This window comes from Terriglobia bacterium (assembly GCA_035712365.1).
Lineage (GTDB): Bacteria > Acidobacteriota > Terriglobia > UBA7540 > UBA7540 > SCRD01.
In genome coordinates this window covers 1-15033 of the sequence record DASTAW010000054.1, presented here as the reverse complement: position 1 = coordinate 15033, position 15033 = coordinate 1, and the positions used below count along the sequence as shown (strand labels likewise).

Here is a 15033-nt window from a genome sequence, read left to right as displayed (position 1 = left end):
GTATGTAATTTATCAGGCCATAAAATACAGATATTTAATCCTGGAGTGAGAGGTTACGAGATGCGAATGGAAAAAATGTACGGTGTGGCCGCGCTGGCGGCCCTTTTTTTCTTCGGGGCGGCAATGGCCCTGCCAGTGAACGCTGATGCCCAGCAGCCAGCCGCCCAGCAGTCAGCCACCCAGCAACAAGCGAATAGCGGCGCTTTCAGTTATTCAAACGGCCCGTCCATGTTCAAAGCTTACTCTTATCCGTACGTACCCGCTCCCTCGCTGGCCAACACTCCGCAGTTGAACCAGTTGATCCAGGACAACAAGCTGATGCTCTCGCTGGACGCGGCCATCGAACTGGCGCTCCAGAACAATCTGGACATTGCGGTGGCCCATTTTGAGCGTCCCCTCGCCCAGCTCGACCTTCTCAGATCGAAGAGCGGCGGGGCGGCGCGCGGCATCCAGGGCGCTACCGTTTCAAATGCACTGTTTGCGGGCGCGATCGGCGCTGGCCTGGGCAATCTGGGCGGGGTTGGCGGGACGGGTGGCGGCGGCTTCACCGGCGGCGGCGTCACCAGCACGAGCGCCGTGAGTTGCTGCGACCCCTTCACCGGCTTCAGCTTCGGATGGAACAACAGTTCAACGCCTCTCAATTTTGAATCCCTCACCGGCGTCCCGGTTGAAGGAAGCCACACGGCAAACTACTCCACGTTTTTCGGCATGGGCTGGCTTACGGGAACCAGCTTTCTGACCTCGGTCAGCGGCACGAGGAACAGCACCAACTCCACCAGCACGCTGTTCAATCCCTCGATTCCGACCACGCTGACCGTCGGCTTGAACCAGCATCTGCTCAACGGCTTCGGCCGCCGGGCGAATGCGGTGTTCATCCGCATTGCGCGGAACAACCTGAACGTGGCTGACAGCGTGTTCCGCCAGCAGGTGATCACCACCATGACGGCCGTGCTGAACGCCTACTACACTCTTCTCGCGGACCGCGATCAGGTGCGGGTGGCCCAGTCCGCCGTGGATTACTCGCAGCGGCTCGTCGAGGATGACAAAAAGCAGGTCCAGATCGGAACGCTCGCGCCTCTTGACGTCGTCCAGGCTGAATCCGAACTCGCCACTGATCAGCAGAGCCTGATCGTCGCCCAAACCACCTTCCTGCAACAGCAGGAGATCCTCAAGACCCTGATCTCGAAGCGCGTAACTCCAGAGCTGGCGAACGTCGAAATCAACGCCACGGACTCGCTCCCGGAACCCCGGACCAATGACATACCCACACTTCAGGAGGCCATAAACGAGGCGATCAAGAACCGTCCCGAGCTCCTTCAGGACCAACTCAACCTGCGCAACCAGGATTACACGATTCAAGCCGACCGCAACGGCTTGCTGCCCACCCTCGACGCCTTTGCCACCTACCAGTCCAACGGCCTGTCCGGCGTGCCGTTCGGGGCCTTCGTCGCCCAGCCTGGCGGGTTCGGTGATTCGATCGGCCAGGTCTTCAGCGGCAAATATCCCAGCTATTCCGTCGGCCTCAGCCTTCGCATCCCGATTCGCAATCGCAATGAGCAGGCCAATGCGGCCCAGGCCGTCGTCGAACTCCACCGGATGCAAGCCAGCATGCAGCGCGACAAAAATACGGTGGAGCAGGATGTCCGCAACGCCGAAATCGCCGTGACTCAGGCCAAGGCCCAGATCAATGCCGCACTGAAGGCAAGCGATTACGCCAAGCAGGCATTGGACGCGGAGATCAAGAAGCTGCACCTGGGCGTTTCCACCACCCTGAACGTCATCCTGCTGCAGCGCGACCTGATAACGGCAGAGGGCAATCTTGCCAGGGCCCGACAGGTCTACGCGCAGGCGCTGGTACAATTCCATCAGGCGACAGGCACTACGCTCGACGCGCACAACATCGTAGTGACGAACCCGGAAACCGGCGAGTACGGCCGGCAGACAAACATCCCCGGAGCGCCTTCCCAGCCATCCGGCCAGCCCTGAAGACGAATTTTCTATTACGGTAAGCCTCGCGAGCAGACGCTAAGACCACGGGGAGCCTTCCTCGTCTGTTACAGGGCCGCGGGAGGGGGCCCTGATGCCGGTCTGCTTGACCGGCCGCATTCATCTTCTGTCAATCTCGTATCTTCTGGCAAACCAACATAGTTATTGGTTTTCCCGATCATCGGAGAAGGCAGGAATCTCGTCCGATGGCATGGAGAAGTTCGCTATGTTCGGCCTGCCCAGGCGCGAAGCTCTGGGAAATCTGACCGGCTTTAGATGGAGAGCACTTAATTTTTTAGTAACTGCCAGGCTCGTATTGGTGTAAATTATCTGGTGCGTCGTAAGAGCTGGCGGAACCAGAAGCTCTGCGATACAATGCAGCGCCCGGGCAGGGGATGCAGGTTGATCGAAAGCTGCTGGGAAAAGGTGGGGATAGGGGGAGTATCGGTTGGGCCGTGTTCGCGCCCGCGCCATGACCGTTCGGAAATACAATGGAACTGCGAGTGAATAAAGGAGGCCGTAAGATGGTTGACAAAGATCCCACCACTGTTCAGGCAGCATTTGAAATCCTGCTGGAAGAGATGGAAACGGAGATTGAAGTTATTAATCAGTCAGGAGCAAAAGCTTTTGCGGCGCGCAATTATGACGCGGCAAGAGCTGTCCTGGAGCGCGCAGACCAGATTACTGCGCTTCGCGAAAAGCTTGCTGGCCTGCGCAATGAATGGGAAAAGCTCGTTCCGGTAGCGGGAGCCAACGGCGCCGGTTCCAAAAAGAACGGGAGCCATGATCTCAGCCGCCTGCACCGGGGAATCAGGACCCGGGAAGTGGCTTATTTCAAACCAATCCTGCAGGTCCTGAACCAGATGGGTGGCTTCGGTGACATGGCGGACGTTCTGGAACGTCTTCCGAAGTTGATGAAGGGAACGCTGACAGACCTCGATTTTGAGCCTCTGGCCGCCAACTCGGAAGTGCCGCGCTGGTGGAACACCGCGCAGTGGGCGCAAAGCGCCATGGTAGCGGCAGGTCTGTTGAAATCAGACTCGCCGCGCGGCATCTGGGAAATGACGGAAGCCGGGCATAAGCTGATCGCGGAATTTGCCACCTAGCTCCGTTGGCGGCAAAGGCATCGTAGAGTCTCAGAGGCAGCACGTCCATCATTCCTGCCGCGATGGCCCAAAACCCACAGGGCACATCCGACAGCCAGTTGTGACTGGCGCAAATTCAAATTGCCCGTGTTAAGGTTTCGAGAATCCACTCAGGCTTCCAGGATTCGTGTGTCTCCGTCCGCCTGGGGTGATAGCATGGGATGGATTTTGCAGCCGCATCCTGCAAACGATCTGGCAGCCATGGGGGAGGAATTCATGATGAGGGACTGGAAACACGCCTTACTGCCCACGAGACCATCCTTTCTGCTGGCTCTTGTGCTCGCTGTTTCGCAAGTTGCCGCTGCGCGCGCCGCTGACCAGGTCAAGATCGCTTCAGGCACGCTCGAGGGCATGGCGCTGGACCACTCAAACGTCCGCGCGTTTCTTGGAATCCCCTTCGCTGCCCCGCCCATCGGCAAACTGCGCTGGCAGCCACCCCAGCCAGTCGAGACATGGCAAGGCGTGCGCAAGGCCCTTGCCTTTGGCCCCCGTTGCATGCAGCGAAATATTTATTCCGACATGGTCTTCCGCGACAGCGGACCCAGCGAGGATTGCCTCTACCTCAACGTGTGGACCCCGGCAGGGTCCGCCTCAGAAAGTCTTCCAGTGATGTTCTGGATCTATGGCGGGGGATTCCAGGCCGGCGGAACTTCCGAGCCGCGGCAGGAAGGCATGAACCTGGCGAAAAAGGGCGTGGTGGTGGTCAGTTGCAATTATCGTCTCGGAATTTTCGGGTTCTTTTCCCACCCCGCGCTTACCAGGGAATCGCCTCATCACGCTTCCGGCAACTATGGGCTGATGGACCAGATTGCAGCGCTTCGATGGGTGAAGCAGAACATTGCTGCCTTCGGAGGCAATCCAAACAACGTCACGATTTTTGGCGAGTCCGCGGGATCGTTTTCGGTCAGCTTCCTGATGGCATCTCCGCTGGCCCAAGGGCTATTCCAGAAAGCCATCGGCGAAAGCGGCGCCTCGTTCGGCGCGGGACCGAATTTGCATTCAGCCGAAACGCTGACCCAAACCGAGAAGGCTGGGGAAAAGTTTGCCCAATCCATAGGAGCAACATCACTCGCCTCTTTGCGCGCCATTCCTGCCCGCAAGCTGTCGGAGGAATCGGCAAAGGGACACTTCTGGCCGAACATCGACGGCTACCTTCTGCCCCAGGATGTCAACACCATCTTTGTTGAAGGCAGGCAGAGCCACGTGCCGCTGCTGGCCGGTTGGAATAAAGATGAAGAGGCGGGAGTGCTCTATTCCAAAAAGACTCCTCCCACGGCCGAAAATCTCGTCAAGAGCCTGAAGGAGCGCTTTGGCCCGGACGCTGACCAGGCGCTCAAGTATTATCCGCATTCCACCGCCGCAGAGACGCGGCAATCCACTGAAAACCTCGCCAGCGATTTCTTCACCGTCTACGGCACCTGGAAATGGCTCGAGATGCAGAATAAGACCGGCGATTCGCCCGTCTATCGCTACCTCTTCACGCGCACTCCGCCGGAGCCGCTGAGCGAGACAGATGATGGAATTCCCCTGGTCAAACTGGGCGCCCGGCACTCGGCCGAAATTGAATACGTCTTCGGAGTTCTGAAATGGAAAAAAATTCCGTGGCAGCCGGTAGACTTCAAAGTCTCAGACGCCATGATGAGATACTGGTCGAATTTCGCGAAGACTGGTAATCCTAATGGATCGGGCCTTCCCCACTGGCCGCGCTATTCGCCGCAGGGCCGCCAGGTGATGGTCCTCGGGGAAAGCATCCACTCGCAGCCCGCCACAGACCAGAAGCGCTTTGAGTTCATCGATTCGTCTGTCGCCCGTTACCGCGACAAGTAGCGAAGGGGTCAGACCCCGAGTCACCCTGGGCCGTGTTCAGAGCTTACCGAGATGTAATCAAATTAATTCCTGGAGATTGCGCCGCTTACCGTGAGGCTGTGGGCCGTTCGAAGCAGTGCGGGTTTAAGGGTCCAGGCCTGCAACCTTGCAAGGTCAAGGAGGTGCTGTCCGTTGAAACTCGGACGGAAGATGGGCCAGGACCAGACCTGCGGCGTATTCTTCGCTACGTACTTCGATGCATCCAACTGCGCCGGGGCCAGCGTGACCTCCTGCGGAGGCTGATTGCCCTCTAGCAGACCGCCGGCGACTTTGGCCAGCGCAACCAGATAGCTGGCGGGCGAGTAGGGATTGCCGCCAACCCAGACAACCGTCGGGACCTGCGCGTTCTCCCGAAGGGCTTCATCAACTTCCTGGACAGCCCACTGGAATTGGTACCATGGAACTTTGGCTTCGCCAGACATGACCACGCTCGTGGAATCTGAACTGGGCCCAAGAGGTGTCCCCTGAAGTTCGACGAACTGGCTGGGCGCCTTATCGACGACACGCGAGACGTAGGTGTTCAGCAGCCAGAGGACCTCGCTGGCGGACAGGTCATAATCCTCATAAACCTGAAACGAAACCGCAGGCCGGACGTTCCGTGCGATTTCAGACAGCTCCTGCCGTGAAAACGGCCGCGCCTGCGCATGGTCCGGATAGAGCTTTAACGTCTCGGGCGCCGTAACAAAGTGGACCGGCAAGGTCTTCATGTACTCGACGAATTTCTCAAGGAAAGCAAACGACCTGGCCTGTTCCTCCGGAGTCTTCACCGGCGGCAGCTTCCATTCGGAGCGCGGAGGCTCTGCTCCGTGCGAGAAATTTACCGCGTCCCAGAATTCCCTATGGATAAATTCGCAGGGATGGAAATAAATGCTGATCAGGCCTCCGCCACTCTGGCTCAGCGCGGTATAGGCCTTCTTGAAGTTTGCTTTGACTTCTTCGACGTTCGTCCAGTCGTTGTTCGGCCTGAAGTCGTCGATATACTTCATGTGAAAAATGTTCAGGACCCCGCCGTACCAGAACGGCTTGCCGTCAAGGCCGATCTGCTCACCGTCGTCCAGATAAACATGGATTCCCATTTTGCGCATGGCTGGTTGGGCCTCAGGACACCAGGAACTCCCCGGCTGGCCATAGGCGGTCGGAATCCTCCCGAATATCCGCTGGATGTCATCAATGCCCGGCTGCTCACGCCTGATGAACTCCGCCACACCGTCCTGCCAATCAAGCGGCTCTTCAAATTCTGCAGGGCTTGCGTGCCAACTGTGGTAATTCGAGTGATAGGCAATGGCGTGCTTGTCAAGCGCGGCAATCACGTCCTCGCGGTGGCGCCGCTCAAGCGTCCTTGCCTTTTCTCCAACCACCTTAAACGTGGCATGGACCCCTTGCGAGGTCAAAAACTCTGCGATCCGCTTGGCAGCGTCATCGCTCTGCGGCAGAACATAGTCCTCTGTATCAAACCAAAGGACGACGTAAACGGGTCCGGTATTGCGAACTTCGGATGCAGTCTGCGGCGCCGGAGGACTTCCCGCCTGAGCCAGCACAGCGCCAGCAAAAATCAAGGCTGCCATGACACCCGTGGCAGCCGCATGGCTCGTTCGGCAAAATGAAATCCCTGCAAGCCGCGCCAGCCGGCCCCTTCCTTCTCGAACTTTATCTGATCTCATGGTGTCCCCTCGAAAAGCAATCACGCCCGCGGCTAATAGCTATCGGCACAAGTTCGCGTGAAACCAAGCACGTTATTTTGATCTATTCCGAGTCGCTCTTGCGCTCGAGTTCCAGGCGCGCCTGCCAGAAGCCTGGGTTCAGCTCAAGCGCGCGACGGAAATCCGCCGCTGCCTGGCCATCCTGCTTGCGGTAGTTTTTGACCAGCCCTGCAATGTAATAGTCGTAAGCTGACTCCCGGCCGGTCGCCGGTTCGCTTGCCAGTCCGTCCAGAATACGCGAGGCCTCTTCGGAGCGTCCCAGGCGAACCAGCGCCAGCGCTCCATAAAAGCTTGACGGCCCGCCGCGCCCTTCGCTCTCATCCGCCGACGGACGCATCTCGTCGGCCGCCTGTTGCCACGCGCTGCGTGCCTGGGACTTCTGGCCCTGCTCATCGAGCGCGCGACCCAGCCAGTAGAGCGCTTCCTCATCCTGAGGATATTCGGGCTTGCCGACTCCCAGATTTTCGGGATATTCAAGTCCGGCGCGGAAAGCGTCTTCCGCCTCCTTGAATTCTCCAGCCTCGAAGTCCTGGCGGCCCTTTTCCAGATTGGCCAGCACAAACAGCTCGCGAATGCTGCGCCCGCCCTCCCACGGCTTGAAGTTGTGCCCTTTAAGCGCATCCAGGGCCTGATCGTACCGGCGCTCTTCGACATTCAGTAGCACTCGGCGCGCGCGCACGGCATCATGGCCCAGGACTTCGGCCGGGGCGCCGGCAAACAATTTTTCGCGATCGCTCGTTTTTCCGAGCTGGGTGTAAATCTCATCCAAGTCCACATACAGCCGGAAATCTCCAGGGCTCTGCTTGATGGCTCTGGCATAAAACGCGGCGGCGGTGGTTGGATCATTCTGCACCCGCATCGCGTACACGCCAAGGTTCCGGTAGAGCACCGCATAGTGGAACCCTGCGCCTTCAGCATGCTTCCATAAGTCCGCGGCTTCTGAATAACGTGAGTGGGCAAAGAGGAAGTTTCCGAGAAAATATTTCGCGTGCGCGTCGGAGGAGTTGTGCGCCAGCACTTCACGCAGGACCTGAGCATCCTCCGGCCGGTTGGGAAAAACGGCTTCGACGTTGGCCTTCTCCGCCGTATTGGCATCGGCGGAGGCCTGCTGGGCGTTGCCTTCATCCCAGGCATTCGCCGCCAGGTAGTAGTAGATCAGCGGAGAGACGTCTTTTGCCGCAAGGTTTTTTGTCCCCACCCGCAACACAGCATCCGAGGAGGCCAGATCGCCCAGCCGCCGATACCACGCTCCGGCTTCCAGGTAACCCTGCGAACGGAATCCGACTGTGTTCTTAAAAACCACGTCGTGCTGGGCAGAAGCACTGCCGCCGAGCGCCAACTCGACGCGCCATTGCTCGGCCAGCGCGTAAGGCAGAATCGGCATCTTCTCAACTGCCCTATTCGCCACCTCAGAAGCTTCTTTCAAATTTCCACCCAGCCTCAACGCCACCGCGAGGTCACTCAGCGCCACGCCATCGTCGGGATTATGTTGTAAGGCCCTGCGCAACAGCCTTTCCGCCTCGGTATATTCTTTTTGCTGAATGGCAATCTCGCCCAGTTGGACGAACGCCGGCGCCTCTGCACCGCCGAACCGGAGTGATGTCCAGAAGGCGTCCTGGGCCAGGTCCGTCTTCCCTGCCCCCTTGTAGATCACGCCTGAGAGGTAACCCGCCCGCGGGTCCTTGGCATCGCGCGCCCGGGCTCGAGCCATCAGGGCTTCGGCGCCGGCAAAATCCGCGGCGTCATAATCCTCTTCCGCCAGCTTCAGCAGCGCCGGCACGTACCCGGAATCCCGCTTCAGCACTTCCTTGTAAATGTCCGTCGCCTGAAGCTGCCTGCCTTCTTTTTCGTCGTTTACGCCGCGCAGGAAAAGCTCCTCCACTGACAATTCGTTGTCCGGTTTTTCATTCACCTGCTGCTCGCCGGGCTTCACCGAGGGATTGGCATTCCCGTCAACCGGGTCTCCAGCATACCAGTGGAGCAGCGTTTTGCCTTCCGCGCTCAGGATGGTAACGTCCAACTGCTTCTTTGCGGCCGCGGCATCGGCAACCGGAATGGTAAACTTTTTTGTCGCCAGCGGCTCGAACGAAACGGGTGCAAAGTCCTTCAGCGTGTCCGAACCCATCTTCACTTCAATCTTTGCTCCATCGAGAGCCACGGCCGGGCTGACCGCGACCACGACTGCGGACTTCCCGGCGCCATCTGATGACGGGTAGATCACGTTGATGGCCATCTGCGGCGTGCCATCCACAAAGCCGCCGTCCAGCCCCGCCACTGGATACCAGTATTCCGTCCACGACTCGACCTGCTGCGGCGGTATGAATTCCTGGCTCAGTTGCGTCTGGAAGCGTCCCGACTGGATCTCGCAATACTGGCCGTCGTTGTCCGTCAGCAGATGGATCCACATTTGGCCATCGCCCGCGTTGCCCCACGTCCAGGTTTTCTTGCCCGGCACCTGGCGGTAGTCGGCCACGTGGATCACGCCGTTGTCGGAGTTGTGGTAATAGGCTCCGAAGAACGCCCGATGGATGTCTACGCCAAACAGCGATGTGGCGTGATGGACATCTTTGTACCAACTATAGTTCACTCCCTTCCACACGGGGAAAGTCCAGATCTCGGTGTGCGAGTGCGGATTGGCCAGCCGCATCGGGTAGATGAACTGCATGTCATCGCGGGCCGGAACGGCGGCGTTTGCCCACCACCAGTAAAGTCCCGTGAGCGGCGTCGAATTGAACAGCGTGACGTGCTGCTCCAGGTGCGCCACGCCGGGCCGCAGGGTCAGCGCGACTTCCCAGTGCATGCCGCTCACCTGGTCCACGTCTCCCACCACCACGGTGGCGCTGCCGTCGGCATTCTGGCGGAAGCGCGAGGCCACGGGCGACACCGTGTCCGTCGTGTGGCCGTTCGGAAAATTAAATTCCACGCCGCCTGAAATCCACGCGCCACGCAGGCCCACCATTCCATACTTGATCACGTTGTTTCGGTAGAAGACTTCGCGTTTGGCCACCTTGTCATAGAGCGAGTAGACTCGGCCGTCCATCTGCGGCAGGATGGTGGCCTTCAGGTACTCGTTTTCCAGGTAGATGGCCCGATAATTTTTGGGTTCGCGATTGTCCGTGAGATCATCCAGTGCCGTGTAGGGATAGATGTTGTGGTCATTCACCAGCGGAAACGGCGGGTTCGTGTCTTCAGGCCCCAGCAGGTAAGTTGGAATGGTGATCGTCCCCTCCCACACCCGCACGTTGGCGGCCTGTGCCGCCTGCACCAGGGCGAGTAAAACCACCAGGCTGAACCCAATCGATATTTTTCTGGATAACATTGCATTGCTCCCGTAAGAGATTACACGAGGTCAATTATCTCATGGCTTCTTAAACTTAATGCCGCACAAAGGGTGTCCAAATCCATCAAGCTATCTCGATAATTATTTTTCCAAGTCATCAAAACTCATCTGGGCTCCCGTTTTATGTGCTACAACTTGCCGGTTCGTGTAGATACAGCGGTTGCATAATAGAATGGCGGGCTTCGATAGCGCCGGTCCCGCCAAGTGGGACCGACCCTGAAAAGTGCCGCCGGGACGGCGGCGCTACAAACGAGTTTGTCACCATATTTTGCGATCCTCAGGAGTGCGAGTGGTCTAATCCTTGCTGATGCATGCGACGGTGCAGTTCTTCGCGCGCCTGCGAATAGAGTTCGAGAATTTTCGCATACTGCCCGGCGTCCGGCCGGATGGCAAGCGTCTTGACGTAGGTTTCGGCAAAGTCAATCAGCTTCATAAAATACGCGGCTGCTGGCGCCGAAAACAGTTCCTGCCCCATCACCCTGACGTACACCGGCGAGGTGTGCGCGGCAATCCTGTATCGCCACACGGTCGTCGGCCCGAGTTGTGAAGAGCAGCGCGCCGCCAGCCAGCCCGGCCCCGGCACCTTCACTTCTTCACTCAGGCTCATGGTGCGCGCTCCGGCGGCGTCTTCATGCGAGGCTACCACGCGGCCGTTCAAAATCACCTCCAGCTTGTGAATGGGGACACGGGACTGGACGTCGGCATGGACTCCGACCGTGCCGCCTCCCGAGCCCAGCGTGATCTCTTCCCCCGGCCGGTGGCCATCGGCATGGAAAAGCAGCAGCGGCCCGGAGGTCACAAACGTGTTGCCGCTGCGGACGCCTTTGGCCCAATTGGCGAAAGTAAATTCATCGTGCCCGATCCAGGTGTAACAGCGGTTGGTTCCGGCGGGCATATAGGCGCCCATCTTGTCGGTGCCGCCAACCGCCGGAACATGGAAGCCGCAATTCAGGTAGTGGTACCAGTCGCGATAGCGGAGCGTGCTGTAATGTTCGATGGCCGACGGGCGCACCTCGACTTCGCTGCGAGGCCAGATCTCGACGGCGTCGATCTTGCCCAGGATGATGTCAGCGGCGATTTCGCCGGTGGGAAACGGGAAATGGGCGCAGACGGCCAGGCCGCCGCGCTGGCGGCAGGTCTCCGCCCACTCGGCCAGGCTCGTCCAGAGCGGATCGCCGATAAAGGCCTCGTCAGGCCCGTCGGCTGAAAAGGGGAACGCTGGCGCGCCGTGCACTCCGCAAAGCGCCAGGTGTCCCAGCACGTGCTGCCGGTTTTCGCTGCCCACCCACACCATCGACTCGCGGTCAGATGAAACCAGCGGCCCGTGCGAAAGGTCGCCCACATTCGTGAACAGCGCGCCCCACTGGGCCGCCAGCAGGTTGATCAGGTTCAGACCCTCCGCCTGCGCTTCCAGCAGCGCGGTGGTGGGCGAAAGAAAGTGTGTATGGGTATCGGCGGTCACCCAGCCCTTGGCGCGCAGGTCGGTGAAGCGCGGAATCTCCACCGTCAGTTCCCGCTGGCCTGGCTTGATCTCGAGGCGTTGCCGCACTGCCTGATACTCAAAGCCCTTGGTCATCTCCAGATAAACTTCGCCGACGGGAAGTTCCACCAGGAATGTCCCGTCAACGTATGCGAATGGCGTATCCATCAGCTTGACGTCGCCGCCATAATCCTGGAAAAAGCCGTCGTTGATGTCCTCGCGATGGCCGTAAGGAGGAATGTAGCGCCCTTCTTTGGAACGAAAAGCCAGGCGAACGGGCGTGGGCTTGTGCGTAGCGGAATCGAGCACTCGTCCGTGGACCCACTGCTTCTCGCGCATCACGAGTTCGATTCGGCTGCCGCCCGGCGTGCCTGCAAGCTCTTCGCCGGGCTTCACGCCGCCAAGCTCGAATTCGTATTTCTGGCCGCTTTTGCCGTCCTCGAGCGACAGCGTTGCGCCGAGGCTGGCAGCTATTTCGGCATAGAGATATCGCGCCCCGGACGGAGGTTTCGCAGACTCGCCCAGCCCCGCGGCAGGCGAGGCCAGCCAGGCTTCCGCGGAAAAATCCGCCGGCACAAATGTTCCGATCACGATGCCCAGATCAACGTCCAGCTTCCAGCGATCCGTGTCCTCGGCCGTTGCCTCCGGCAGGGTCAGGCGATAGAGCGACCGCCTTTCGTAGCGAAAAGGAAACTCCGGCCGCTGATAAAGAGTGACTCCAGCCAGCAGAAGCGGGTCCGCTCCCAGCGCTTCAAACCGCAGGCTGCGGATGTTGCGCTCGGGCGAAGGGTTTTCCAGGGCGCATATCCACAGGTCGCCGAATCCTTCTCCCCCCGAACCTCCGCCTCCCAGGCACTCCTGTAATGGTCCCCAGCCGAGACCCGAGCGAAGCGGATCGCGGATGGTTTTGGCGCGGTCCTTGAAAGGCGGCAGAGAGGCGGCGGATAGGTGCCCCCAGCCTTCCTGGGGAGAGTTGGTCTCAAAGCGCCGTCGAATAAGCGACTCGTGCCGGCTGCCATCTTCATAGAGCAGCACGCAGCGGGCCAGTTCCTGCCCCAGGTTCTCAATGGCGACATCGCCGGGCGGCGGCGTTTCGTTCGGGTCCCAATCGCAAAACGACGCCATGCAAACGTAATGGGCATTCCTGTTGAGTTCGATTTCGACGGCAGGCGTGGTCCAGGAACGGGTCTGGGTGCTGAGGCCGACCCAGGATTTCTGGTCCGCGCCCTCAGGCCCCAGGCGGAACGGAGCTCCCTGCAGCCGGCGATTCCCGCCAGGCGTGCGAACCAGGCCGTCTTTCTCAGCCTCGCCCCCCAGAAACGCCTTGGCGCGGTCGCGCGGACCGAAATCGCGCGGCGACGCATTGAAGTGCGCGCCGAGGTCAATGGGAGTGAATTTGTCGCCTGCGCCTGCCGGTTCCGTGCTGCCGGCCGGCCGCGCGACGGCTGCATTTTCAACCGCCAGGCTCAGCGTCGGCACGCCGGCGCCGACCCGATAGAGGAACTCCCGGCGTGAAAAACCATCGCCGCTGTTGCCAGAGTCATCGGTGGACATCGTTCGCCTCCGAAAATTTGTTAGCAGGTGCTGGAAAATGCATCGGACCGCGTCATTCCGATCCCGCAGAGCGGGAGAGGAATATGCTTTTGCTCTACCCACAAACAAAGCAGATTCCTCGGGCCGAGGAAGAACATCGGTCCTCGAAATGACGGGCGAGGCTTTTTCCAGCGGCCTCTCACTGGTCCGCAAATACCTCGAACACCAGCTCAGCGAACCTCAATCGTGCCCAGATCGTACCAGCCGTCGGGCTGGAGACCCTCGATGGCAAGCTTGATGGCCGGAAGCCCGGTGTACGGATCGAGCAATCCCACCCGGAAATGATACTGGCCGGGCTCGAGAGTTTGCGGAACGAAAAGCGTCCCGTCAAACACGGCATCGCCGGGCAGCCACTTTCGCACGTTGGCCGAGGTCTTGATCACTGCGCTGCCCTCGGATGAAGAGAGTTCGACAGCCAGCGTGTAGTCCCCATACACGGGAGAGACGCCGGCATTGAGAAACCACATGTTGACAGGCATCATCTCGCCGGGCCGGACCTGCTTAGGATACTCGAGGCGCCGAAGAATAAAGCGGTAGCCCATTTTCTTTTCAAATTCTTCGAATTGCTTCTTCCATTCGGGAGGGATGGCTGACGACTTGATGTTGACCGAGCTGACGTGCCAGCGCAGCGCCTGCTGCAGGATGTAGTCCAAATCGTATCCGTGCTTGAGCCAGCTTCCCGGAACTCCGCAGCTCTCAAGGGATACGGGACTTCGTTCCCAGGCGTTCTGAATGCCCGCGCGAACCACCTGTTCGGGATACACGTCGAGCATCGCGCCCCATCCCGGCGTTCTCATGTCGCCCCAGCAGTCAAGGCGCCATCCCGTTCCGTGCGAGACGCCATAAGCCAGCGCCTCCTCCTGATCAAAATTCATCAGCAGCGGAGTCCGCTTGAACGCGTTGAGGTAGATGTCAATCAGGGCCTTCTGATATTGGAACGCCGGCATGTAATGGCTCCAACCTTCACCCCAGTAGCCAATCGAGGAAACGTCCACCATTTCGAGATAGGGATTGCCGTCATAGCGCGCGCCCGCCGCTGCTACGAGATCTCCCCAGTATTTCAGGTAGAGCGGGTCAGTGAAGTCGGGCTGCCAGATTTTGCCGTCCTTGTCGGTGGGCTTGTTGGCGCGATGGGCGCCGGAGTTCAGGTACCACTCGGGAAGCGGGTCCCGCTCGTCATACGGCATCATGCGGATGGCGAGAGTCTGGTGGTGCAACCGCGCCTGCTCGAGCGCCGAGTCAATGATGCCCCAGTTGTACTGACCCTGCTGCGGCTCAAGAACATTCCAGAACCACCGGCAGTAGGAGATGGAGCTTTGAGGAAAGTCAGGCTTTTCCGCCGCCGGCTGCAGAACTTCAGTAGGGCCGCGCTCAGACCATCGCAGCCCGGCATTCAGCGCGTCGCCGTTGAATCGCTGGAACGTTTGGATTCCCATGCCTGGATTCACCAGCACGGTGTCAATCTCCTTGGGACGCACCACAACATTCTGGTTCTGCGCAAACGTCAGCGCCGCTGAAAACGCGAGCGCCACCACGGCGCTCATCATCTTGAAACGCATGTGCCCTCCCCAACGCACCACCTGAAAGAGTTTGGTTCTTCGCAATGGAAAAACGGCTGGGCCATTTTTCACCGAGCGATTGTATCACCGTTCGGCTGCGGGTTGGCGCTGTCGTGGCACGGGCGCTCCGCCCGTGATCCCGTCTGGGCGGGACCAGGACGGCAGAGCCACCAAACAGGCAGGCTTGCACGAACACGGCCAGGAGTGGCCGTGCCACCAGGCAGGCCCTATCAAGCCATTTAAGAAAGTAACTTTGGGTTGTACATGTCGCGCCATCTAAAATGTAACCGAGCTTTGAGACGAATTTGGAGCTTTGGGGCTGAGGCGTCGGTCGGCCAGGGCGTGAATCTGCTCCAGTTTGCGA

7 protein-coding genes are annotated in these 15033 nt (G+C 59.5%); 3 read left to right on the top strand and 4 right to left on the bottom strand.

Annotated elements, in window-relative coordinates; translation table 11 throughout:
- The first annotated feature begins 66 nt into the window (after positions 1–66).
- From VFQ24_16745 to VFQ24_16735, 3 genes are all read left to right on the top strand, one after another.
- Positions 67–1986, top strand: a complete 1920-nt coding sequence (locus VFQ24_16745) for a TolC family protein (protein ID HET9180005.1) — start codon at positions 67–69, stop codon at positions 1984–1986.
- Between the two features lie 524 nt (positions 1987–2510).
- Positions 2511–3092, top strand: coding sequence for a winged helix-turn-helix domain-containing protein (locus VFQ24_16740; GenBank protein ID HET9180004.1), 582 nt, complete (start codon positions 2511–2513; stop codon positions 3090–3092).
- A gap of 195 nt (positions 3093–3287) precedes the next feature.
- Positions 3288–4958 (top strand): carboxylesterase family protein, encoded by a 1671-nt coding sequence (locus tag VFQ24_16735; protein ID HET9180003.1) that lies wholly within the window; start codon positions 3288–3290, stop codon positions 4956–4958.
- A 62-nt stretch (positions 4959–5020) separates the two neighbouring features.
- Here the strand turns inward: VFQ24_16735 and VFQ24_16730 are convergent, their stop codons facing one another.
- The 4 genes from VFQ24_16730 to VFQ24_16715 form a co-directional block, all read right to left on the bottom strand.
- Entirely contained in the window at positions 5021–6658 is a 1638-nt protein-coding gene (locus VFQ24_16730) for a hypothetical protein (protein ID HET9180002.1), read from the bottom strand.
- 82 nt (positions 6659–6740) lie between these two features.
- The gene (locus tag VFQ24_16725) at positions 6741–10016 is read right to left on the bottom strand and encodes a DUF5107 domain-containing protein (protein ID HET9180001.1); all 3276 of its coding nucleotides are present in this window, start codon (positions 10014–10016) and stop codon (positions 6741–6743) included.
- Between the two features lie 298 nt (positions 10017–10314).
- Positions 10315–13071, bottom strand: coding sequence for a CehA/McbA family metallohydrolase (locus VFQ24_16720; GenBank protein HET9180000.1), 2757 nt, complete (start codon positions 13069–13071; stop codon positions 10315–10317).
- A gap of 209 nt (positions 13072–13280) precedes the next feature.
- A complete protein-coding gene (locus VFQ24_16715; protein HET9179999.1) occupies positions 13281–14669 on the bottom strand; it encodes a DUF4832 domain-containing protein in 1389 nt (462 codons plus the stop codon).
- Between the last annotated feature and the right edge of the window lie 364 nt (positions 14670–15033).

Excerpts from the sequence above, each read along its gene's own strand:
- VFQ24_16745 (HET9180005.1), top strand. The coding sequence starts at position 67 with ATGGAAAAAATGTACGGTGTGGCCGCGCTGGCGGCCCTTTTTTTCTTC.
- VFQ24_16740 (HET9180004.1), top strand. The coding sequence starts at position 2,511 with ATGGTTGACAAAGATCCCACCACTGTTCAGGCAGCATTTGAAATCCTG.
- VFQ24_16735 (HET9180003.1), top strand. The coding sequence starts at position 3,288 with ATGGGATGGATTTTGCAGCCGCATCCTGCAAACGATCTGGCAGCCATG.
- VFQ24_16730 (HET9180002.1), bottom strand. The coding sequence starts at position 6,658 with ATGAGATCAGATAAAGTTCGAGAAGGAAGGGGCCGGCTGGCGCGGCTT.
- VFQ24_16725 (HET9180001.1), bottom strand. The coding sequence starts at position 10,016 with ATGTTATCCAGAAAAATATCGATTGGGTTCAGCCTGGTGGTTTTACTC.
- VFQ24_16720 (HET9180000.1), bottom strand. The coding sequence starts at position 13,071 with ATGTCCACCGATGACTCTGGCAACAGCGGCGATGGTTTTTCACGCCGG.
- VFQ24_16715 (HET9179999.1), bottom strand. The coding sequence starts at position 14,669 with ATGCGTTTCAAGATGATGAGCGCCGTGGTGGCGCTCGCGTTTTCAGCG.